Here is a 23,031-nt window from a genome sequence, read left to right as displayed (position 1 = left end):
TCACTCTATTCTTTTAGAAACAAAAAGGCCGTCTGAAAATCATTTTTCAGACGGCCTAGGCTTTTACTTCTGCACAGAAGCAGCCAGCTGTCTCAACAACTCAATTTCCTTATCCTTCTGCTCCAGCATTTCCCGGCAATGTTTTAACTCCTGATTCAACAACTCCAATTTCATAGCCATATCACTTGAAGCATATAAAGCGATATCGCCTCCACTGTCTCCTTCATTAATCTGTAAAACCATCCCGTTATTACCCGATTTCAACAAATCCCACATATCTACTTTAAAGATAGCCGCCAACTGCTCTAGTCTTGGAATATTCAATTGTGTCTCACCTCGCTCAATCTTAGCGTATCCACCGGCAGACATGGCTAACTTTTCCGCCATTTCTTCCTGAGACCATTTATTTAATTCGCGTATCAAGCGGATCTTTTCGTGAGTTTCCATAGACTAAACTTTCTGTATAGATGATTGAATTATTAGGGTAGATTTCAAACTTTGCGTTACTGGAACACAACGGTAAATTTTTTAGAAAATAACTATACCTTACCAATACTATCATTTTACAGGAAGCAACATGAATTACACTGACTATCTAGGAACCTCTTACTCCGAAAACTCTCAAGAATTTAATCCTGAAAAGGCTGCCCAGCAAGTGAGACAAGAGCGTGGAAATTTGAATATCGTTTTAATGGGTGCAACTGGGGTGGGCAAAAGTTCATTAGTAAATGCTATTTTTGGTGACAATATCGTCGAATCAGGTAATGGTGTCCCGATTACCCAACACTTGGAAAAAATCACTATTCCAAACAAATCCATTACACTATGGGATACCAAAGGCATCGAGTCAGAATCATATGAAGAAACAACAAAACAACTGCGACTTGATATTGAAAAGGGATTTAAAGAAGCCATTGATTCCCAACAAGACGATAAAATACCTCATATTGCGTGGTTATGTATTAAAGAAACTTCTGGGCGTATTGAACAAAGAGAACTTACCTTATTGAGTTTATTGAAAGAGTTTATGATTCCAACTGTCGTGGTATTTACTAACACGATGAAATCCGGTGATGATTTTTACCACAAAGCAGTTACCCTACTCAATAAAGAATATTCAGATTTTATAAAAGACAGGTTTGCACGAGTCAATTCCGTTCGAACTGAAGTGGATGATGGTGTTTTTATTGAACCAAAAGGCTTGGAAGAACTGTTAGCGAAAATAGAAGAATGCCTAGGGGATGTAGATGCTGTAAAAAAGGATACTTTTTTAAGAGCACAAAAGATTGACCTCCTAAAAAGAAAACAGAAAATGAAAGAGGATGCCAAAAAAGCTGTACATTTTGCCGCTGCAGCTGCCGCAACTGCAGGGGCCTCTCCTATTCCATTTTCTGATGCGCCTATTATTGCTGCTATACAGACAAAGATGATTCTTTCGATTAATGGCTATTTTGAAGTAGATATGGAAAACAATGTAGCCACTTCAACAGCTATGAGTATTTTAGGTGTAACCGCCATAGCTAATGCTGGCAAAACTGCTGTCTCATACGCGCTCAAATTGATTCCTGGAGCTGGCAGTATAATAGGCGGGGCAGTTTCAGCAACGACAGCGTTTGCCATTACCGAAACTATCGGTTTTGCGTATATTCGAGTTATGGAAAACTACTTTAATAACGATACAGGACATGTTGAACTGCCCGTCAATACCAAAGATATTGTAGACACTTTCCAACTCTTCTTTAAGAAACCTTAGTATTTCGACAATCTATTTCTTATTCAAAAGGCCGTCTGAAAATCATTTTTCAGACGGCCTTTTTCCACCCAAGCTTTAACCAATTATTCCTTTGGTGCAGGCGGTTCAATTTGCTCTTTCCAGCCGCATTCTTTTTGCGGGCAGACTTTTTCGACGCCCCAGCGTTTGGTGGTTTTGATGGTTAAAACCGGCCATGCACATTTCGGACAAGTTTCTGCAATGGGCGGATTCCATGTGGCGTAGTTGCAATCCGGATAAGTGCTGCAACTGTAAAACAGTTTGCCGTAGCGGGATTTGCGCTCGACGAGGTTGCCTTTTTTACATTGCGGGCATTGGACACCGGTATCTTTCGGTTTTTCCAGCGGTTCAACGTGTTTGCATTTCGGATAGTTGGCGCAGCCGATGAATTTGCTGCCGGTGCGGCTGTATTTGTACACTAGGCGACCGCCGCATTTAGGGCATTCGCGTCCGTCAAGTTCAGCTTGTTCTGCTTCCGCTTTGGCAATGCGTTCGGCAGCTTCTTCTGCAGTTTCGTTGACATTGCGCGTGTAGCTGCACTCGGGATAACCGGCACACGCGACGAAACGACCCATTTTGCCGAATTTGATTTGCAGTTTGTGTTCGCCGCATTTCGGGCAGGTTTCGTCAAGTTCCTGAGTGGTAAATTTGGCGCGTTCGATGCCTTCTTTTTCTTCCACTTGCTTGATAAACGGCTTCCAGAATTTGTCCATCACGGGAATCCATTGGCGTTTGCCGTTGGCAATTTCGTCAAGCTGGTCTTCAAGTTTGGCTGTGAAGTGGTAATCGACATATTGGGCGAAGTGTTCGGTCAAGAATTTATTGACGATGTCGCCTGTGTCGGTGGGCATGAAGCGTTTTTGCTCAAGGGTAACGTATTCACGGTCTTTGAGCGTGGAAATAATGCTGGCGTAGGTGGAAGGGCGGCCGATACCGTATTCTTCGAGGGCTTTAACCAGCGTGGCTTCGTTGTAGCGTGGAGGCGGAGTGGTGAAGTGTTGTTCGCCGTAGAGTTTGTCCACGGGCAATTTGTCGCCTTCGCTCATTTCGGGCAGTTTTTTGCTGTCTTCGCTTTCTTCATCGTCGCTGCTTTCTTCGTAAACGCTGAGGAAGCCTGCGAAGGTTTGCACTTGTCCGGTTACGCGGAATACGCCTTTACCGACGGTAATATCAACGGTGGTTTGGTCGAATTTGGCGGGCGTCATCTGACAAGCGACGGTACGTTGCCAAATCATTTGATAGAGTTTGAACTGGTCTGCGCTCAAGAAGGGTTTGACGCTTTCAGGCGTGCGGTACACGGATGTCGGGCGGATCGCTTCGTGGGCTTCTTGGGCGTTTTTGGATTTGGTTTTGTACTGTTTGGCGGCACTCGGCAGATATTCTTTGCCGATTTTGTTTTCGATGTAATGGCGGATTTCGGTTAACGCTTCATCCGCCAAATTCACGCTGTCGGTACGCATATAGGTAATCAGACCGATGGCACCCTGCCCTACGTCTATACCTTCATAAAGCTGTTGGGCTGTACGCATGGTGCGGTCGGTGGTGAAGCCAAGTTTGCGCACAGCATCCTGCTGCATGGTAGAAGTGGTGAACGGCGCGGCTGGATTGCGGCTGCGCTTTTTCTTTTCAATGGCGGTAACGACGGCCTCTTTGCCTTCGAGTTCTTTCAACACGTCGGCTTGCGCGGCTTCGTTCGGCAGGTCGAATTGTTCGAGTTTCGCGCCGTTGTATTGGGCGAGTTTGGCGGTAAACTTACTGCGGCCTTTGTGGCTGTCGAGATGTACCGTCCAATATTCCTGCGCTTCAAACGCGCGGATTTCGTTTTCGCGTTCGCAAATCAGGCGCAAAGCGGGACTTTGCACACGGCCTGCACTCAAACCGCGGCGGATTTTTTTCCACAACAATGGCGAGAGGTTGAAACCAACCAAATAGTCCAAAGCGCGGCGGGCTTGTTGCGCATCGACCAAATCCATTTCGATTTCGCGCGGATGGGCAACCGCATCGAGCACGGCGTTTTTGGTAATTTCGTGGAACACGACACGCTGCGGCTTGATATTTTTCAAGCCGCGTTTGGATTTGAGGATTTCCAAAAGATGCCAAGAAATGGCTTCGCCTTCCCTATCCGGGTCGGTTGCGAGGTAGATGTTTTCAGCTTCTTTGGCACCGGCGACGATGGCATCGACGTGTTTGCTGTTGCGGCTGATCAATTGGTATTTCATGGCAAAGCCATTGTCGGGATCGACTGCTCCGCTTTTGGGTACCAAGTCGCGGACGTGGCCGTAAGACGCCAAGATTTCAAAATCACCGCCCAGATATTTTTTCAGGGTTTTGGCTTTGGACGGGGATTCGACGATTAATAGGTTTTTCGCCATTGTTGTTCTCTTTTGGATGTATTGGATTTATGTTTCAGACGGCCTTTATTATTGAGGCCGTCTGAAAAAAGGTTTAGTGCATCACGTTTTGTCCGGTCAACGCACTCATCAAGTCGTCGCCTATCAGAACGGGCAACTCGCTCTTGTGCATCCACAACACCAGCAATACCAACACTTTGGCGGTATCGAGGGTAATTTCGTCTGATGGAATGTGCATCAGGGCGTGAATGACGATTTCGCGTTGCTCATAAGTAATTGCGTGTTCGGTAACCAAATACTGCATCAAGCCCATGACTTCCTGCGGCAGGTTTTCAGCTTCTTCACGGCAGAATACACGCAGGGAGTCGCTGTTAAACGGCTCGGCATAGAATTCGGACGTATTGAACAAGACTTCCATCATCATCAATGTATTGCCGATTTCTGTAGCATCAAAACCCGCATCTTCCAAGAGGCGACCCAAATCCTCCGGAGGCGGACAATTGTCGAAATCTTGGAAGTGTTCGATTAAATAGGCAATGACTTCGGTCATGCTGGTTCCTTAAATATAGATAATTTATGCTTTGACACGCTGATAACGGCCGCCCGGTAAGGCGGCGACGATACCGTCAAGTTCGTATTCCAAAAGCTGTGCGTACACGTCTGCCGCTGCCGTATTGGTTTGTTGCGCCAAAATATCGGGGTGTATCGGGTCGTAACCCATTGCTTCCAATAAAGCGCTTGTTGATGGGGCGGCAGATAGGTTTTCAGACGGCCTTTGCGGTTCATTCACTATTGTTTTTGGTTGCAGCTGTTTGGTTTGATCGTTTTTCGGTTTGACCGTCTTATTTATAGAATATGATGGAACATGCGTATTTTGCAATAGCTGCGGACACTCATGGAGAATATCGTCCAAACATTCAACCAGTTTTGCCCCGTCTTTAATTAGCTTGTGACAGCCTTTGCTATGCGGATTGTCTATCGAACCGGGTACCGCCATCACTTCGCGCCCCATCTCTGCCGCCAATTTGGCAGTAATCAATGAGCCGGATTCCAATGCCGCCTCGACCACCAATGTCAGCTGCGACAACGCGGCAATCAGACGGTTGCGGCGCGGAAAGTTGCCTGCGAACGGACGCGTATCCAAAGGGAACTCGCTGACAATCAATCCCCTTTCGGCAATTTCATAAGCAAGGTTTTTATTGGACGGCGGATAAATACGGTCTATACCGGTTCCCCAGACGGCAATGGTACCGCCATCTGCCTGCAATGCGCCCTGATGAGCGGCGGTATCGATACCCGAAGCCATACCCGATACGACGGGAATGCCTTTTTCACTCAACGCTCTGCCGAAATCTTTGGCAATCCGCATTGCCTGCGGCGTGGCATGGCGGCTGCCGACAATCGCGGCAGAAGGTGTGTGCAGCAGCTCTGCATTGCCGCGTAAAAACAAAACTGGCGGCGGGGTAATGCCTTGTGTCAGCATTTCAGGGAAATCATCATCTTGCAGTAGCAACAGACGGCAACCGTCCTGCATTTCCCATTGTAAAGCGGCTTCGGCAGACCGCTGCGCCAAAGCCCGTTTGTCCGCATTGCGCCACGATTCGGCCGCCTGTTTATGGCGCACCAACGCGGCAATTTTGTCTGCCGGCGCATTCAAGGCTGCTTGTGCGCTACCGAATTGCTGCAACAGCACCAAAAAACTTTCTGCGCCGATATAGGGCGTAAATGCCAGTTGCAACCAAGCAAAACGCTCGTTTTCCGTCATCAATCTGTTCCCTTTTCGTAATGTTTTTTCAGACGGCCTGAAGTAAATCAAGGCCGTCTGAATATTTTATTGATATAAAATTTCTGTCGGCTTAAAAGGCAAAATAACCATGCCGAGCCATATCATTATTTTTATAAAGTATTGCTTGTCTAAGCAAACCGTCAAATGACGATGCCGTCTGAAAAACCTGATGGCTTTCAGACGGCCTCTTTTATGTTTATACCGATATTGCGCTTATTCTTCGGATTTGTCGGCGCTGCGGCGTGATACGCTGATACCGAGTTGTTTGAGTTTGCGGTAAAGATGTGTACGCTCCAAACCAACCTTTTGCGCCACGCGGCTCATATTTTGGCCTTCTTGGGCGATGTGGTACTCAAAGTAGCGGCGCTCGACTTCTTCCCTCAATTCGCGCAAAGGCATATTGAAATTGAAGCCACCGATGATTTCTGTCGCCGTTGCGTTTTCCTTCTGACCCAAAGCCACGGCAACGGCCTGCTCGTCCACTTCTTTGTCGTCAGATTCCAACATAATGTTTTTCACCGTTTCGGCAAGCTGGTCGTAATTGCCCGGCCAATCGTATTGGCGCAAAACCACCAACGCGCTGTCGCTGAATTTTACCGGCTGGATTTTTTGACTTTCGGCCAAATCGGTCATGATGCGGTTGATTAAAAAAACGATGTCGTCCGGTTGACTGCGCAAAGAAGGAACATTGATGCGCTCTTTCAACAGCTCTGCCAGTCGGCCGGTAACGACGTCATCGGCGCTCTCACCGCGTTTAAAACCGCATGAAGCAATCACACGAACATTGTAGCGGTCGGCTTTCTCCAGCAAAAAAGCAATGCCGTTTTGGATATTTTTGCTGTACCGGGCAATATCGCCGACATACAAAATGCCGCCTGATGCCTTTTGCAACAGCTCCATCGGCGTATCGACAATGTGTTCGACACGGTCGGTTGCCACCCAAGGCGTACCGCTTTTATGCAGATAGCGGGCGACAATCTCAAACGGCGAGCCAGCCTCACCGGCCAACAACAGCGGGCCGTTGTGTTTGGCGGCCGCTTCAATACTGCCGTTCATTTCTTGAATGACGGAACTGTTGCCCAGTTTGTCCAAAGTCATGCCGGAGGCCGTCTGAACTTCGCCATGTTTCAAGGCGCGTTCAACTGCGGACAAGAGTTTTTGCAGGGCAATCGGTTTTTCCAGAAAATCGAGCGCGCCGATTTTGGTGGCTTCAACCGCAGTGTCAATGCTGGCATGGCCGCTCATCATCACCACAGGCATATTGAGTTGGCCGTTTTTCGCCCACTCTTTCAACAAAGTGATGCCGTCGCAATCGGGCATCCAAATGTCCAGCAATACCATGGCCGGACGCGTTTGATAACGCAATTGGCGCGCTTCTTCGGCATTTTCAGCCAAAGTAACGGTATAGCCTTCGTCTTGAAGGATTTCGGAGAGCAGGTCGCGGATGCCTACTTCATCATCTACAATCAAAATATCACTGCTTCGCATAAGTTTCTGCCATTTCCGGTAAAGCTATTTTGACGCACGCGCCGCCGCTGTTCTGATTGCTCAGGCTGATACGGCCGCCATGCTCCTCGATAATTTTTTTCACAACGGGCAAACCCAGCCCCGTTCCTGTCGGTTTGTCGGTAACGTACGGCTCAAAAGCATTGTGCAGCATTTCTTTGCTGAAACTTTTACCGTTGTTGCAGACGGTCAGGAAAACCTGTCCGCCTTCGCGCCCTGTTTCGACGTTTACTTTCGGCGCTTCATCCGACTCTGCCGCTTCTGCGGCATTCTTAAATAGGTTATGCAACACTTGGCGCATCGCCGTCGTATCGGCAACAATCGGCAGGGCGTCGGCGCTGAGCCGTGCATTAAACTTGCACGCGCCAGCCTCATATAATACCAATACTTCCGACACCAAACCGTTTAAATCTTGTTTTTCTAAATTCAGCGACGGCGCACGCGCATAGTTGCGGAACGCTTCGACCATTTCTTTCAGCGCAGCCACCTGTTTGACGATGGTATCGGTTGAACGGCTGAGGATTTGGGCGTCTTGTTCATCAAGTTTATCATGCAATTTCCATGCCAATCTCTCGGCGGAAAGTTGGATAGGCGTGAGCGGATTGCGGATTTCGTGCGCCAACCGTTTCGCCACTTCGCCCCATGCGGCCTCTTTTTGCGCCCGCATCAAGACGGTAATGTCATCAATCACCATCACCACGCCGTTATCGTTGTCTTCCGGCAGGATGGTGGCCTTACCCAACAAGATTCGGGCATCATCGGGCGCGGCGTATTCGACTTGGACGGGTTTGTCGCTGTCGGCGGTTTCATTAATGGCGGCAAACACATCGGCCAACAGGGTTTGCTGCGGCGATTTGCCGTGCCATTGATGCCAGTTGCTGCCCCACAAAGACACCAGCGAAACACCCAAAATCTGTTCGGCGGCCTTGTTAAAGGTTTTCAGACGGCCATCGGCATCCAAAGTAATCACGCCTGTGGTCAAACTTTCCAATACGCATTCTAAATAATGGCGGGCGGCTTCTTCGCGCAAACGGTTGCGCTCATCTGCCTCTTTGGCAATCGCCAATTGCTCGGTCATATGGTTGAACAATTGGGTCAAACGGCCGAACTCGTCATTGCGGAATACCGGCCGGGTCTGGCTGAAGTCACCCTGAGCCACCGCCCGTGCGCCCTCTGCCAATGACAACACCGGCGCCACAAAACGGCGGGCAAAATACAAAGCCATCACCAACGCCAAAAAGATGGCCAACAATGTCGCGACCAACAGCGTGGACAGGAAAAAGGTTTGCAGGCCTTTTTTGGTATAACTCAGCTCGGCATATTTGGCGCGGGCCGCTTCAATCAGCGTCGCATCTTGGGCAACATCTTTCGGAATCGGCTGTCGGAAAAACAACGCATAATCCTGATTTTTATGCGTACCGATCAGCATCCAGCCTTGAGCATACAGCACGCCGCCGATGTTTTCCAAGCTGCGCACCGAGCCGGTCTGCTCCAGCTGCTCCCATCCTTCTTTGGTGAGTTCGGGTTGATTTAGTTTCAGGGGATTGATGCTTTTCTCAGCTTTATGGGTGGTCGCGTTATAAAGCGCCAGCTGGGCAAAGTCGGCAGTAAGCGCCGATTTTGCCAGCGTCTGCCCCAAGTTGCCGTCCAGTGAAGCGGCGCTGATTAAGTCGATCTGCACCGGCGTGGCGTTGCTAACAGCGTTGTCCACCGCCAAGTTCAGCGCGGATTTGCTCAAGTTTAAGCTGCGCTCTAGAGCCTCATGGGTATCATTGCCAAACCAAGAATTAATCGTACCGTTAATAAACTGGGCGGAAATACCGAACAAAAACACACCCGGCAATACGGCAACCAAGGTAAACATCCCCGACAGCCGACGCGCAATCTGCGAACCGAACACGCTTTTGCTGTTGTCGCGCATCAAAAGCACGACATAGCGCACCAACACCGCCGCCAACACCAGCAACAGCAAGCCGCACAAAGCAACAATCCACCAAAAATAATCGGACAACACGTTGCTGCTGCCCGTTGCAACAGTCAGACCGTACAACAAAACAACGGCGAATACGGCGGCAATCAGAAGAAAGCGGCGCATGGTTTACTCCTGCACGACCGACAAGGATTTCCAACCGGAATCCAAATGCCAGTTTTTAGACGTCAGGGCATTGATTTGGAACGGTTTGGGCAGCTTGGCGGTTGTCAGCAGCAGGCGGATTTCAGCCTTCGTGTCTTTGGCGGCCACATCACTCAGCGCGCCCTTGGACAAGACCTTCCAATTCGCGACCGCGCCCACTGCGCGCAAGGCGGTTTCAAGCGTGTCGTACTCGGTAGAAAACGTACCGACGGTAACGCGATAACGGTTGGTCAGTGGATGGAAGGACAATTTGTATTGAATCGTGCTGTCGTTGTTGAGCAGCTGGTCGAACTTGAATTTATAAGACGACATAGACGGCGCTGACAGCTGCCAACTCAAATTGAAATGCAGGGGGACGCCCTGTTTGAGTGCTTCTTTAAGCTGGTCGGGCAGGTCGGTGCGGAAACGGCTGCTGACGGAAAGCTGTCCGGCATGGGTCAGCTTTGCCTCGGCACGGGTCGCACTGATGCCCTCGCCCGCCGCATTCAGCGATACGGCGAGCAAGAGCAATACAATCAGCGTTTTACTGCTTTTTAATAAGCGCGTAATAAAAGCCATCTTGGTGTTTGTTCGGTAAGAGCACATGCGATTCGATCAACTCGGTATCGGCATGGCGGTTAAGGAATTTTTGCAACTGACCGTCGTTTTCTTCGACAAAGACCGAGCAGGTAGCCAGTAACATCCTGCCGTTTTTCGTCAAGGTCTGCCACAGCGCGTCTAATAATGCTTCCTGTTGGCGTGCAGTTTTGACGGCATCGGTCGGTCGGCGCAGCCATTTGACATCGGGATTGCGGCGCGCCACACCCGAAGCGGTACACGGCACATCGGCCAAGACAGCGTCAAAGGCCTTGCCATCATACCACGCTGTCAAGTCCTGCGCATCGGCACAAGTCAAAGAGGCCGTTTGAAAGCCTAAACGGTCAAGGTTGCTCTTCACCCTGTTCAGACGGCCCTCGTCTACATCCAAAGCGGTAACATGACAATCTGCCAGTTCCAAGATATGGCCCGTCTTACCGCCAGGTGCCGCGCAGGCATCAAGGATGCGTTCGCCGTCTTTCGGGTTCAACAAGTAGGCAGCACGTTGTGCACCAAAATCCTGCACCGACACCAGGCCGTCTGAAAAACCGGGCAGGCGGCTTACCGGCACGGCTTCTTCCAACATCACGGCGTATTCGTCCAAAGCTCTGGCTGGAATACCTTCCGCAGCCAGCTTTTCCAAATAGCTTTCGGCATTGCCGTGTCGGCGGTTGACGCGCAAAGTCATCGGCGGATGCGATTGCAGCGCGGTGGTGATGTTATGCCAATGTTTCGGATAATGGTTTCTCAAGTAAGCCACCCACCACAGCGGCAAATTGTGTTTCGCCACATCGTCTTTTTTGCAGGAAGCCGCGAGTTTGTCGCGTTCACGCAAAAAGCGGCGCAAAATCGCGTTGGCAAAAGAGCGGAACTGGCCGCGGCCGATTTTGGCAATGCTTTCCACCGCCTCATTAACCACGGCATGAGGCGCATTGCGCGTGTAATGCAGTTGGTACATCGCCGCCAAAAGCAGGCTTTCAAGCTGCGGATTGTCAATCGGCTTCTTCAGCATTTGGCCAAGCATGTGCTTCAAACTGCCCAAATAACGTTGGCAACCGTAGGCAATATCCTGCAACGCGCCGTTTTCCTGCGCCGTCAGCTGCGGATGCGCCACGCGGATTTCCGCTAAAACATCCTGAAGATTGCGCCCTTCGGCAACCGCGGCAACGCTGTCGGCGGCCAGTTTTTGGGCGAGGGACATACTCATATTTTTGCTTTCTGATTCATATTTGATTTCACGTATTCGGAGGATTTCAGACGGCCTGTTCGGCTGCCAGCAATGCCCGATAATATTCGGCATCTGTTTTGGAAAAACAGCAAAAGATGATTTTTTCCACTGCCGGACATTGCGGCAAGGTTTGTTGCAAACTCTCCAAAGCGATACGCGCGGCGGCTTCGGCCGGAAAGCGGTACACACCGGTACTGATGCACGGAAAGGCGATGCTGTGGAGATCGTGCTTCTAGGCAAGCAGCAAGGAATTGGCATAGGATTGTGCCAATTTTGCCTCTTCATTTTGCTGTCCGCCAAACCATACCGGCCCGACCGTATGAATGACAAAACGTGCAGGCAAACGATAGCCTTTGGTTATTTTGGCTTCGCCTGTGCGGCAACCGTCCAAAGTGCGGCACTCGTCCAGCAGTTCTTTGCCTGCGGCGCGGTGTATTGCACCGTCTACGCCGCCACCACCCAACAACGATGAATTGGCGGCATTGACAATCGCATCGACTGCCAATCGGGTAATATCGCCCTCAACCACTTCAAAAACAGCCATTGTTTTCTTTCCTCTACGTTTGTTTCCAGCCTGTTACAAAACCGTTCCGACTTCAATCGTCCGGCCTGCCGCAAATGCCTGTATGCTCATGCGTTTGCTACCGGAAGGCTGCAATTCGGTAATGTTCAGCGCATTTTCACCGCACGCCACTAGCAGGCCGTCTGAAGTGCAGGACAATACTTCGCCAGTCTTACCCTGTTTGGCTACCACCTCGGCACGCCAGATTTTCATCGGCTTGCCTTGATATTCGACCCACGCGGCAGGTACGGGGTTAAAGGCGCGGATTTTGCGTTCGATAATGTGCGCGGACTCGTTCCAATCGATACGCGCTTCTTCTTTGCTTAATTTCTGGGCGTAGGTAACACCTTCTTCAGGCTGCTTAACCGCGTTCAGACGGCCTTCCGCCTGCAGACGCTGTAAGTCGGCAACAATCGCTTCGGCACCCAAACCCATCAGCGCATCATGCACTTCGTTGGCAGTATCCGTAGGTTGAATGGCGTAGCGATGTTCGCTGACCACATCGCCAGTGTCCAAGCCGATGTCCATCTGCATGATGCACACGCCGGTTTCGGCGTCGCCGGCTTCAATCGCACGTTGAATCGGTGCCGCGCCACGCCAACGGGGCAACAACGAAGCATGGATATTGAGGCAACCGTGTTTGGGCGTATCCAACACATCCTGCGGCAAAATCAAACCATACGCAGCCACCACCATCACATCCGCGCCTGTATCTTTGAGCATTTGCAGGACTTCGGCGTTATTGCGCAACTTTTCCGGCTGCGCCACGGTCAAACCCAATTCCAAGGCAGCCTGTTTGACCGGCGACGCGGTCAACTGCATACCGCGGCCTTTGGGGCGGTCGGGCTGGGTCAACACCAGCGGAATTTCAAAACCTGCGGCGGCGATGGCTTTCAAGGCGGCGGCGGCAAAATCGGGCGTACCGGCAAAGATGACTTTCATGTTGTGTCCTTGTGGAAATGGTTTGAATGGGCGCGTCGGGCAAACTGTTTCAGCTGAAAAGGCCGTCTGAAAGATTGAAAACCGAAGTCTGCCTTCTGTTTTGTCTTTTCAGACGGCCTTTAAGCGATGCGCAGGTCAGATGGTGTGTTTCTGACGTTTTTTCAGTTTGGTTTTGATGCGGCCTTGTTTCAGCTGCGACAGGTGTTCGACAAACACGATGCCCATCAGGTGGTCCAATTCGTGTTGCACGCAAATTGCCAGCAGACCGTCTGCTTCCAACGTGAATTTCTCGCCTTTCTCGTTCAAAGCTTCAACTTTGACGCGCTCGGCACGGGTTACGGTATCGTAAATGCCCGGCACGGACAGACAGCCTTCTTCATAAGTCGTCTCGCCGTCTTTTTCGACAATGACGGGATTGATGAACACGCGCGGCTCGCTGCGGTCTTCGGTTAAATCCATCACGACGATGCGCTCGTGTACGTCGACCTGAGTGGCCGCCAAGCCGATACCGCGTGCTTCGTACATAGTTTCAAACATATCGGCAACCAATGTCTGGATGCGCTCGTCGATTTTTTCAACAGGTTTGGCGACCGTGTGCAAACGCTCGTCAGGGTATTGGAGGATGTTCAGTAAAGCCATAATATTCTCGTTTTATAAAGCTGATGTGTGATTTTCATACAGATTTGGTTTCCGCCGCCACAATCTCCTGTCATGACAGCAACATTCAATGCTAAAATAACGCCGAAAAATGTTAAGATAGCGCGACGGAGGCCGTTCGTTATCGTATTGATGAATGGGCGGCAGTTTCGCAAACTCCAGCCTTCTCTGTTTATCATCTGAAGACAAACCGAATCGATTTCAAGGGGAACGGTTATGCAACAACGTATTATAACCCTGCTTTGCATAGCAGGCATGGCTATTTCTGCCCACACTCAGGCAGCTTCTTTAAAAATCCGCCCCAATGCGCCGCAACGCTACGTCGTTAAAAACGGCGATACCTTGTGGGGTATTTCCGGTAAATATCTGTACAGCCCATGGCAATGGAACCGCCTTTGGGGCGCCAATCGCAACGCCATCCGCAATCCGCATCTGATCTATCCGGGTCAGGTGTTGGTTTTACGCTACGTCAACGGCCAGCCACGACTGGGTTTTGAACATGCCCAAACCCGTTCAGACGGCATTCCCGTGATCAAACTGCATCCGCGCGTACGCGAAACTTCCGGCTACGGCATTCCGACTGTCAACGTCAATCTCTACCGCATGTTCATGAAACATCCGCAGATTATCGCTCCAGAAGAAACCGCCAACGCGCCGCGCCTGATTGCCGGCCCCGACAACCGCGTCCTCTACACCCAAGGCAACCGCGTGTACGCATACGGCCTGACCGAGCCCGGCCGCTACCTGACCTACCGCGTCAATAAAAACATCACCGATCCGGAAACCGGCAAATTCCTCGGCCAAGAAGTCGTGTTCAGCGGCATCGCCAACACACTGCCTTACACCGACTCCGCATTGGAACACCGTACCCGCGCTTCTGACGAAAAACTCAAAAGCAACGAGTATTACACCCAAGTCAACAAAGTCATGAAGCTGCGCACCCAGTCCGCGCAACCTTTGGTTATCGAAGAAGCGGTTTCCGAAATCCGCAAAGACGACTATCTGCTGAAACTGCCAGAAGGCCTCGACAGCTTCAATGTGATGCCTCACGCCCCTGCCCGTCCGATTCAGGCCAAAGTCGTTTCCATCTTCGACGGCGTGGGCGAAGCCGGCCAGTTCCAAACCATTACGTTGGATAAAGGCGAACTCGACGGTTTGGACAAAGGCACAGTGGTCAGCCTCTACAAACGCGGCCGCCAAGTCCGTGTCAATCTGTCCAACAACCTGATTCGCAAGCCGAAAGACAAAGATACGGTTGAATTGGTTTCCATTCCGGCAGAAGAAATCGGCTTGGCAATGGTGTACCGCACATCCAACCATCTGGCCTCAGCCATTATTTTGGAAAGCCTGAACAGCGTTTCCATCGGCGATACCGCCTCCGAACCCGGCCGCGATTTGGACAATATGGCTGATGAAAAAACCATGGACAAACCGGCTGAAGACGAACAAGAAAGAGAAATCGAACTGGAAGTCCGCAGCTGATTGGGCTTTCTTAGCAGCCATCCGGCAAATAAAGGCCGTCTGAAAACCTGTTTTTCAGACGGCCTTTTGATTGCTGCCAATCAAATAAAATCTGTAACACGTTGTTTAAAGCGCAAACAATATTTCATGTCTTCAGCTATTTATCGGCTATCCCCCTTTTCTATTGTTTTCCCGTTCTGCCATTCCAATCGGCAATATGGAAAGTCCGGCACGCTATTTATTGCCTGTTGATTATTCCATCTGTTCCTGCCAATCAAAAAGGCCGTCTGAAATCTTCAGACGGCCTTTTTATCCACAACTCAAATCCGATTATTTGAATTTGTAAGTGTATTGCAAGCCCAAGATGTCCGCTTTGTTTTTGAAGCGGGCAGAGGATGCACCGCGGCTGTCCACGTCGTTGCCGCTGGCTTTGCCGGCGCGGTAAACCGTGTCATTGATGTGGATATGGCTGTACGCCGCATCGATCACATGGTTTTTACCCAGTTGATATTTAGCACCAACGGAGAACCAGATACGGTTGCCGTCAGGCAGGCTGTTCATGCGGTCTTCGGCGCTTTTAACCGGTGATTTATCGAAAGCGATACCGGCACGCAGTTGCAATGGTTCGGTAACTTGGTAAGAGCTGCCGAATGCAACTTTATAAGTGTTACGCCAGTTAGGCGTGATGACAGTACGGTCAGATTGGCCGTTGACAACTTTTTTGGTGTTTTCAAACACCAGCTCGGCTTTGTTGAAGCGGCTGTGGCGCGTCCAAGTCACATCGCCGAACAGGTTGGTTTTGTCGGTGGCGCGGTACATACCGTGAACAGACAAAGACTCAGGCGTGACGATTTTGACACTGGCTTTTTCGTTCGGCACATAACCGAGCTTAGCCATTAAATCCCAAGCGCGTTTTGCATCTGCGCCGTCCGCTTCCCAATCGGCAGTGCCTTTCAACGTATGCGATACTTTGGAACGATAGTTCACACCCACGCGTGCGCGCTCGTTGATGTCCCACATCCACGCCAGTTGGTAGCCGAAGCCCCAATCGCTGCCTTTGACATCGGCGTGTCCGTCAGCCTGAATGGCGGCGGCAATGGCTACATCCGGTTTGCCGGAGGCTTTTGCCACTTCTTTTTGCTTGATACCCCAGTCGGCATATTTGCGCAGTTCGGCGGAAGTATGTTGGGCAATAATACCTGCGCCGAAGGAATGGCGGTCGTTGAGTTTCCACGCAACTACCGGCTCAATGGCAATCGTGGTCAAACCCAGTTTGTTGATGTTATGGCGCAAGACGGAATCTTTTTCGTATTCGGTTGCGGAACCGAAAGGAACGTACACGCCCAAACCCAAAGTGACATCGTCGTTGGCTTTGTATGCGCCGTAGATGTGCGGAGCAACGGTGGTTTTGGTGATTTTGCCGCTTTTCGATCCTTGGACGGGAATGCCGGTAAAGTCGGTGGCAGATTCCGCTTCATAATGAATGCTTGGGAAAACGATATTGGCGTTAACGGAAATTTGGCTGCTGTCGAGTTTGGTCAGGCCGGCCGGGTTGTAGAAAATGGTTGATGCATCGGCGGCTTCGGCGGCTGCGGCGTTGGCCGTACCTTGTGCGTTAACGGATTGTGTGCCGAAGTGGTAACCGGAAGCTTGGACGGCGGTAGATAAAAGTGCTGTGCTTAAAATAAATGCTGTTTTTTTCAGATTGAAATGAATCATTTTGGTTTACCGTGAAAGTGGCGGACAAAGAAAAAGGCCGTCTGAAGCGTCCTTTATTGATTTAGTATAGGCACTCAATTCTATACTACATCGTTATTCTTGCCTATTATTTTCGGTTTTTTACATAAAAAATACCCAAAATACAAAAAAAGCAGGCTACGGACAGCCTGCTTTTTCCACTTAGTAAAACATTGATTCGATTATTTGACTTGCAACACTTCCAATGTATTGGTCGAACCGGATTCGCGCATTTGCGAACCGCTGGTGATGATGTATTGGTCGCCGCTTTGGAGGATTTTGTGTTCTACCAGCATGGCTTCCACTTCGTTCAGCGCGGTATCGTGATCGGTACTGGTTGCCAAAATCAACGGACGTACACCGCGGTACATCGCCATGCGGCGTTGCGCTGAAACACTCGGCGTCAGGGCAAAAATCGGCAGGGTGATGTTGTGGCGGCTGACTTCGAAGGCGGTCGAACCGCTTTCAGTCAGGGCAACGATGGCTTTGGCGTGAACTGCTCGCGCCACGCTGACCGCACCGCCGGCAATCGCCAAGTTGGTGCTGACGGCTTCGGGATACTCGACCTGTTCGGCAACGCCGTTGAGCGAATCTTGTTCTTTTTCCGCAGCCGCACAAATAATCGCCATTTGGCTGACGGTTTCAAACGGATACGCGCCGACGGCGGTTTCGGCGGAACACATCACCGCATCGGTACCGTCCAATACCGCGTTGGCCACGTCGCTGACTTCCGCGCGGGTCGGTACGGGGTTGGTAATCATCGATTCCATCATTTGAGTTGCCGTAATACTGAAGCGGCGCAACTCACGGGCGCGGCGGATCATGCGTTTTTGCAGGGCAGGTACGGCGGCATGGCCGACTTCCACTGCCAAGTCGCCGCGGGCAACCATAATACCGTCGCTGGCAAGGATGATTTCGTCCAGATTTTCAATGGCTTCTACGCGCTCGATTTTGGAAACCAAACCGGGGCGTACGGCTGTACTGCCTTTCATTTCTTCTTCGACTTTGGCGCGTGCGATGTGCAAATCTTCGGCAGATTTCACAAAGCTGATGGCCAAGTAGTCGCAACCAATGGCAATCGCCGTTTTCAGGTCACGGAAGTCTTTCTCGGTCAACGCACCGGCAGACAGACCGCCGCCGCGTTTATTGATACCTTTGTTACTTTTCAGCACATGGCTGTTTTCTACCCTTGTAATAATCTTACTTCCTTCAACCGCCTCAACGGTCAAGGTCAACAGGCCGTCGTCCAGCCACAAAACATCGCCGGCAGCGACGTCATTCGGCAAATCACGGTAGTCCAAACCCACCGCTTCGCGTGTACCTTCACCTTTAAGCGCGGCATCCAAAATTAAGGTTTCATCTTTATTCAGCTCAATGCTGCCGCCGGCAATTTTGCCGACACGGATTTTCGGGCCTTGCAAGTCGGCAAGAATAGCCACTTCCTGACCTGCGCGTTTCGCGGCTTCACGCACAATGCGGGCATTTTCTTCATGGAACTCCGGAGTACCGTGGCTGAAATTGAAACGGACGACATTAAGACCACCGACACGGATCATGTCTTCCAACAATTGTACATTGTTGCTGCCCGGACCCAATGTGGCGACAATTTTGGTATTGTGACTGATACGGGTTAAATCACGTTGCAATTCGCTCATGTAAACGTCCTTTCCTGTTGATTCCACGTTTGATAATGAGGGAGATTGTACGCTTAATACAATAATGTTGGCGTAAAATTACATTATTTTCTGACTTAAACTAAATTTATTTTTGCATTAACCTACTTTTCTATCGGATACAATACACTCTCACGTCGTCATTTTTGATTTTCAGACGGCCTCCCTCATACTAATAGAATACTCAACTGATCCATGAAACGTTTTTTGACTCCGCTACCCATCGGCATCGTTTTGGCCGACCTGATCTACGGTTTCGTACTTAATGTCATGCAAGGCTTAAATTTGCAACAAACCGCCGCCAACCAGTCCGGTACAATTTCCGTTACGCCCGACATTGCTTTCAACAGCCTGCAAATCGTCGCCAACGGCGGCATGGTCTGCATCATCGGCTTCGGTTTGATTGTTTTGTTCCAACTCAACCGCGCCGTATTACGCCAACAAATCCTGCCCATCGGCATTTTCCGAACCCTCGGCCTGTTGGCTGTTTTGGCATTCAGCATTTCGTCTTTGTGGGAATGGTTGCATGCCGCTTTGTCGCTGCTTTCCGGGCACAATGTTTTAAACTTCAGCAACCCGCGTTATCTGGTTACCGCAGCCTGCATGCCCATCATCGCTTTCTTGTGCATCTTGCGCCTGTACAATTGGTATCGCCTGCATCGGACTGTTGCCACTGACGACACCTCCACGCCCCTCTAATCAAGCTGCAAAAAGGCCGTCTGAAATAGGAAAATCTATTTCAGACGGCCTTGTCATTGTATATCTCAACGTTGATGGCTGGTTTCTACACCGACCTTAATCTCACCATACATTTGCGAGCTGCCTCCGCTGCCTGATGCGCAGGCCGCCAAGCTCAGTGTCAAAACAGCCGCAGTCAAAATCTTCAACATTGAGTGCTCTCTTTCTACAAAAATTATTTCGGGTCGCAACGGAAATGGTAAGCGCAGATTTCAAATCCGTTTTTGAAGTAGAGACGATGCGCACCTGCACGGTCATGGTTCACATGGACATTCAAATGGATTTTGGTTGCCCCGGTTTCCGCACCGATTTTGCGTACTTCTTCCAACAAGCGTGAAGCATAACCTTTTTGGCGGCATTGCGGCATGGTTACGAGATCATCAATATGGATATGGTAACCGCTGGCCAAGTTATGTGCGGCATGGAAGCCGCATACGGCCACGGCATTTTGTTTGCCTTCTTCAAAAATACCCAACAGACGGTAGCCGGTTTTGCGCTGATGCTCGTTGATTTGTTCGACGAAACGGTGAATATCGGTCAAAGAAGAACGCAAAATGCTCAATGCCGCAAAAGCGGTTGCAGTTTCTTCCGGCGGAATTTCACGCAATACGCCGACCACAGGCGTGGCAGCTTGAGGCTCGGTTTGAGCAGCTTCTGCACGTTCGGCAGCGTGTTTTTCTTCAATCGCCTGCGCCAACAAAACGCGCTCGACCGGCACTTCGCCCTGCTGTTTGCTCTCTTGCTCTTTGAGCAAGGCTTTGCAGTCAATCACGCGCAAATCATTATCCGCCGCAAAGTCCATCAAGAAACGGAACATTTGCGGATTGTCTTCTTCCAATTTTTTATCGACCGCTACACAACGGACATTGTCCACCAAAATCGGGCGCACCCAATTAGAATAGGAAAGGCGGTTGTCTTTAGTAAAGGAGGACAAAATACCGCACAGGCGCTCCGCCCAGTCGCTTGGTCGGAAAATCTTGCCTTTGCTGGTCGTACCATGGATCACAACTTCATAAGGATTACACACTAACATAAGCAGCTTCCTGAGAGTAAATGGCTGAAGGAATATTTCGCCAGTGCCAACATCAGAAAAAGTTCCGATACATAGCAACAGATTATTGAAAAAATATCAGTAAGGTTTTGAAATACGACAATGATGAGACGGCTTGCCGATCCTGACAATCCGTTTCGAATTATTTGATTATTATACCCGATACGCCTCTTTTTCTTCAAAAATCATTTGAAAAATAACAACAGGCCGTCTGAAAACAAGTATTTCGGTTTCAGACGGCCTGCATATTTTGAATATCAATACAACAATTTCTTGCGAGGCTTTTGCTCGCCACTGGATTTAATTTCTGACAAATTGAAATTCAGTATGCTCAAATCCAAAATGCTTTCAGAAGTGCATTGATCGCCAAAGGCATTTTCATAAATGGCCTTCAGTTTCAACACACCGCCAAATGTCTGGTCCGGCAATTCGGCAGCCAGCGCCAACATGCTTGCAAACACGCCGCCATACAATTCGCCCGATGCCAGCATATCCACACCGCCGGAAAACATCTCCAAGCGCATAACCGCATCGGCAATCAGCTTGCTCGGCAAGTGATCCGGCAAAGGTTCTACCTCAAAACGCACATTCTTAGCCAAGCCCTTACCGCTATTGCGGACAACCAAAACCAATAAATCTGTTTGCCCATCAGAACGTTGCAACGTCGCATGCAAAACAGGATGAATGCTTTCTTTTTGAATCAGCTGCTCACGGTGCAACATCTTGCTTTTTGCTTTGGATCGCGCAGATACAATGGCCCAAATCAACCAAACCAATGCAACGGCAGAAATGGCTGTGACCAAGAGGGGAAGGTTGGTCAAATAGGCTTGCTGATTAAACCAAACTTGTGCTGCCAAAAATCCGGCAAAGAAAATCAAGACGTATAAAATTGGGGCAAACCGGCTTTGTATGGATGAGTGCATAAGTTTTCCTACATTTCGTATCGTGTTATAAAAAAATAATGCCTTTTGAGCAAATGATGTCATCAACTCAGAAGGCATTATTTTAACGTAATTTTAACGCAATTTGCTTAATATCTTGCTTTTTATGAAACTGATGTATCAAGCAGACAACTCAAACCGCACAGCCGTGTTTTCAGACGGCCTGAGATTTTCATCAGGCTTCGGCAACCGAATCACGCGAGAAGGTTTTTTCGCAATAATGGCATTTCAAACGCGTCTGACCATTATGTGAACGGACATAAAAACGGCTGATGACCGGCTCGCCATGACTGGCACAATTAGTATTCGGGCAGCGGAACACTTCCGAAATCTCGTCCGGCAATGACAAATGCTGTTTGTCGATCACTTTAAACTGATCGATTTTGTTCACCACTGCTTCAGGGGCAAATAAAGCCAAACGGTTGGCCGCGTTGGCATCCAACCATACGCCGCTGACTTTGATAATGTCTTTGCTTCCCTGCGTTTTACTGGGCAAATTAAAGCCGACTGTAACCGCGCTGCCATAATGCAGCAACTTAAACTGTCTTAAAATGGCCAAGCCTTTACCGGCAGGAATATGGTCAATTACCGTACCTTGTTCAATCGCTTCAACGCTGAGTTTTGAGTTTTCCATCTTTCGCTCCTTAAACTTCTTCGTTCAATACCAAAGACAAAATCGCCATCCGTGCATACACGCCATTGGTTGCCTGCTCAAAATAATAGGCATGAGGTGTTTTATCCACATCCGGATGAATTTCATCTACCCTCGGTAAAGGATGCAAGACGCGCAAATTGGGTTTGGCGTTTGCCAACATCTGCGCATCAAGATTGAATTTACCCTGAATTTTGGCAAATTCCTGCTCATCAAAACGTTCGCGCTGAACTCGGGTCATGTACAAAATATCCGCCCATTCGACTGCTTCTTCCAAACTGGATAAAACTTGGTAAGGGCAACCGGCCTCCTCCAGCTCTTCGGTAATATAGTCCGGCATCGCCAAGCTGGGAGGGGATACAAATGCGAACTCACAACCCCAACGCTTCAGTGCCTGACACAATGAGTGTACCGTACGGCCATATTTTAAATCACCGGCCATCGCAATCTTCAAATTGCTCAAGCTATCTTGTGTTTCATAAATCGTTACCAAATCCAAAAGTGTCTGGCTCGGATGTTGGTTGGTACCATCACCGGCATTAATCACAGGTACGCTTGAAAACTCGGCCGCCACACGGGCCGCACCGTCTTTCGGGTGTCGCTGAATAATCGCATCCGTATAGCTGGAAATAATCCTTGCAGTATCTGCAAGCGTTTCACCCTTTTTCGCACTGGTATTCGCACCATCGGAAAAACCGATAACTTTCCCACCCAAACGCTGTACCGCCGTTTCAAAAGACAAACGCGTACGGGTGGACGGTTCAAAAAAGCACGAACCAATCAATTTACCCTCAAGCAAATCTTCACGAGGCTGCTTTTTCAACTTCAAGGCCGTCTGAAGCAGCAATTCAAGCTGCTCCGTCGTCAAATCTGAAATTGAAATAATATGTTGGCGATAAAGCGGATTAGGCATGACCATTCCTTCCCATAAAAAAGCCCGCAACAGGCGGGTGTTTCAAGCAAACCGATTCCATCGTTGCCCGACATCATCCCCGTCGGACAATCACAACCATGTTTCTACCACACCCATGAAATCTTTCGCATTATCGCATATTTAACAGACGGCTGCTTCTTTCAAGTTTTCAGACGGCCTGATCCCTTTGCAAAATAACTCTCTGCACCCAACAGCTGAAACCTAAGCACAGGGATTCGGCTGTTTTCAGTTATTGCCCAATGAAGCTCCGCTTTGCCCAAGCTCTCATTCCCGGCCCCATACAAAGCCGCCCGTCAGCCCAAACCGGCAAACGGTTCGGCCTCGGGGCGGC

At 49.7% G+C, this 23,031-nt stretch carries 19 protein-coding genes and 3 pseudogenes; 3 read left to right on the top strand and 19 right to left on the bottom strand.

Annotation, left to right across the window (positions count from 1 at the left end):
- Positions 1 to 63: 63 nt before the first annotated feature.
- The gene (locus ACTHS8_RS08365; RefSeq protein ID WP_128580462.1) at positions 64 to 447 is read right to left on the bottom strand and encodes a helix-turn-helix domain-containing protein; all 384 of its coding nucleotides are present in this window, start codon (positions 445 to 447) and stop codon (positions 64 to 66) included.
- Positions 448 to 577: 130 nt separating this feature from the next.
- Between ACTHS8_RS08365 and ACTHS8_RS08360 the strand changes: the two genes are divergently transcribed.
- Complete coding sequence (locus tag ACTHS8_RS08360) at positions 578 to 1,753, top strand: GTPase (protein WP_188209999.1); 1,176 nt, start codon at positions 578 to 580, stop codon at positions 1,751 to 1,753.
- Positions 1,754 to 1,836: 83 nt separating this feature from the next.
- On the opposite strand, the gene topA is transcribed toward ACTHS8_RS08360, so the two are convergent.
- The 11 genes and pseudogenes from topA to def all read right to left on the bottom strand — a co-directional run bounded on the left by topA (position 1,837) and on the right by def (position 13,495).
- Positions 1,837 to 4,143: a type I DNA topoisomerase gene (gene topA / locus ACTHS8_RS08355; protein ID WP_107724226.1), complete on the bottom strand. Its 2,307-nt coding sequence runs from the start codon at positions 4,141 to 4,143 to the stop codon at positions 1,837 to 1,839.
- A gap of 73 nt (positions 4,144 to 4,216) precedes the next feature.
- Entirely contained in the window at positions 4,217 to 4,672 is a 456-nt protein-coding gene (locus tag ACTHS8_RS08350; protein WP_003679497.1) for a DUF494 family protein, read from the bottom strand.
- 24 nt (positions 4,673 to 4,696) lie between these two features.
- Positions 4,697 to 4,852, bottom strand: a pseudogene (locus ACTHS8_RS08345) (DNA-processing protein DprA); the annotation flags it as partial.
- Positions 4,853 to 4,956: 104 nt separating this feature from the next.
- Positions 4,957 to 5,887: pseudogene (gene dprA / locus ACTHS8_RS08340) on the bottom strand (DNA-processing protein DprA); the annotation flags it as partial.
- Positions 5,888 to 6,121: 234 nt separating this feature from the next.
- Positions 6,122 to 7,396 (bottom strand): sigma-54-dependent transcriptional regulator, encoded by a 1,275-nt coding sequence (locus tag ACTHS8_RS08335; RefSeq protein ID WP_440373467.1) that lies wholly within the window; start codon positions 7,394 to 7,396, stop codon positions 6,122 to 6,124.
- Complete coding sequence (locus ACTHS8_RS08330; protein WP_440373466.1) at positions 7,383 to 9,509, bottom strand: ATP-binding protein; 2,127 nt, start codon at positions 9,507 to 9,509, stop codon at positions 7,383 to 7,385. Before ACTHS8_RS08330 ends, ACTHS8_RS08335 begins: the two co-directional genes overlap by 14 nt.
- Positions 9,510 to 9,512: 3 nt before the next feature.
- On the bottom strand, positions 9,513 to 10,106 hold the full coding sequence (locus tag ACTHS8_RS08325) for a DUF4390 domain-containing protein (protein WP_063075692.1): 594 nt from the start codon (positions 10,104 to 10,106) through the stop codon (positions 9,513 to 9,515).
- Positions 10,072 to 11,331 (bottom strand): 16S rRNA (cytosine(967)-C(5))-methyltransferase RsmB, encoded by a 1,260-nt coding sequence (gene rsmB / locus ACTHS8_RS08320; RefSeq protein ID WP_440373465.1) that lies wholly within the window; start codon positions 11,329 to 11,331, stop codon positions 10,072 to 10,074. Before rsmB ends, ACTHS8_RS08325 begins: the two co-directional genes overlap by 35 nt.
- A 46-nt stretch (positions 11,332 to 11,377) precedes the next feature.
- Positions 11,378 to 11,896 (bottom strand): annotated as a pseudogene (locus tag ACTHS8_RS08315) (O-acetyl-ADP-ribose deacetylase).
- 33 nt (positions 11,897 to 11,929) lie between these two features.
- Positions 11,930 to 12,856 (bottom strand): methionyl-tRNA formyltransferase, encoded by a 927-nt coding sequence (gene fmt / locus ACTHS8_RS08310; protein WP_440373464.1) that lies wholly within the window; start codon positions 12,854 to 12,856, stop codon positions 11,930 to 11,932.
- Between the two features lie 135 nt (positions 12,857 to 12,991).
- Complete coding sequence (def, locus tag ACTHS8_RS08305) at positions 12,992 to 13,495, bottom strand: peptide deformylase (protein WP_003678675.1); 504 nt, start codon at positions 13,493 to 13,495, stop codon at positions 12,992 to 12,994.
- A 234-nt stretch (positions 13,496 to 13,729) separates the two neighbouring features.
- On the opposite strand from def, the gene ACTHS8_RS08300 reads away from it, so the two are divergent.
- Entirely contained in the window at positions 13,730 to 14,995 is a 1,266-nt protein-coding gene (locus tag ACTHS8_RS08300; protein WP_440373463.1) for a LysM peptidoglycan-binding domain-containing protein, read from the top strand.
- 309 nt (positions 14,996 to 15,304) lie between these two features.
- On the opposite strand, the gene ACTHS8_RS08295 is transcribed toward ACTHS8_RS08300, so the two are convergent.
- Together ACTHS8_RS08295 and pyk are read right to left on the bottom strand one after the other, a co-directional pair.
- Positions 15,305 to 16,693, bottom strand: a complete 1,389-nt coding sequence (locus ACTHS8_RS08295) for an OmpP1/FadL family transporter (protein ID WP_440373462.1) — start codon at positions 16,691 to 16,693, stop codon at positions 15,305 to 15,307.
- A 200-nt stretch (positions 16,694 to 16,893) separates the two neighbouring features.
- On the bottom strand, positions 16,894 to 18,366 hold the full coding sequence (gene pyk, locus ACTHS8_RS08290; protein ID WP_440373461.1) for a pyruvate kinase: 1,473 nt from the start codon (positions 18,364 to 18,366) through the stop codon (positions 16,894 to 16,896).
- 213 nt (positions 18,367 to 18,579) lie between these two features.
- Here pyk and ACTHS8_RS08285 point away from each other — a divergent pair, with 213 nt between their 5' ends.
- Entirely contained in the window at positions 18,580 to 19,083 is a 504-nt protein-coding gene (locus ACTHS8_RS08285) for a hypothetical protein (protein WP_063075685.1), read from the top strand.
- 65 nt (positions 19,084 to 19,148) lie between these two features.
- On the opposite strand, the gene ACTHS8_RS08280 is transcribed toward ACTHS8_RS08285, so the two are convergent.
- From ACTHS8_RS08280 to pyrB, 5 genes are all read right to left on the bottom strand, one after another.
- Positions 19,149 to 19,274 carry a hypothetical protein gene (locus ACTHS8_RS08280; RefSeq protein WP_283132674.1) on the bottom strand — a complete coding sequence of 42 codons (126 nt, stop codon included), beginning with the start codon at positions 19,272 to 19,274 and terminating at the stop codon, positions 19,149 to 19,151.
- A 23-nt stretch (positions 19,275 to 19,297) separates the two neighbouring features.
- Positions 19,298 to 20,155: a GNAT family N-acetyltransferase gene (locus ACTHS8_RS08275; protein WP_063075684.1), complete on the bottom strand. Its 858-nt coding sequence runs from the start codon at positions 20,153 to 20,155 to the stop codon at positions 19,298 to 19,300.
- 275 nt (positions 20,156 to 20,430) lie between these two features.
- Entirely contained in the window at positions 20,431 to 21,096 is a 666-nt protein-coding gene (locus ACTHS8_RS08270; protein ID WP_440373511.1) for a hypothetical protein, read from the bottom strand.
- 193 nt (positions 21,097 to 21,289) lie between these two features.
- Positions 21,290 to 21,748, bottom strand: coding sequence for an aspartate carbamoyltransferase regulatory subunit (gene pyrI, locus ACTHS8_RS08265; RefSeq protein ID WP_003684689.1), 459 nt, complete (start codon positions 21,746 to 21,748; stop codon positions 21,290 to 21,292).
- Positions 21,749 to 21,758: 10 nt separating this feature from the next.
- The gene (gene pyrB / locus ACTHS8_RS08260) at positions 21,759 to 22,679 is read right to left on the bottom strand and encodes an aspartate carbamoyltransferase (protein WP_063076131.1); all 921 of its coding nucleotides are present in this window, start codon (positions 22,677 to 22,679) and stop codon (positions 21,759 to 21,761) included.
- Positions 22,680 to 23,031: the final 352 nt, after the last annotated feature.

It is taken from the genome of Neisseria sp. P0016.S008, assembly GCF_051957775.1.
Classification (GTDB): domain Bacteria; phylum Pseudomonadota; class Gammaproteobacteria; order Burkholderiales; family Neisseriaceae; genus Neisseria; species Neisseria flavescens_B.
Note: the sequence above shows the minus strand (reverse complement) of the source record. Positions and strands in the feature narration are given on the sequence as shown.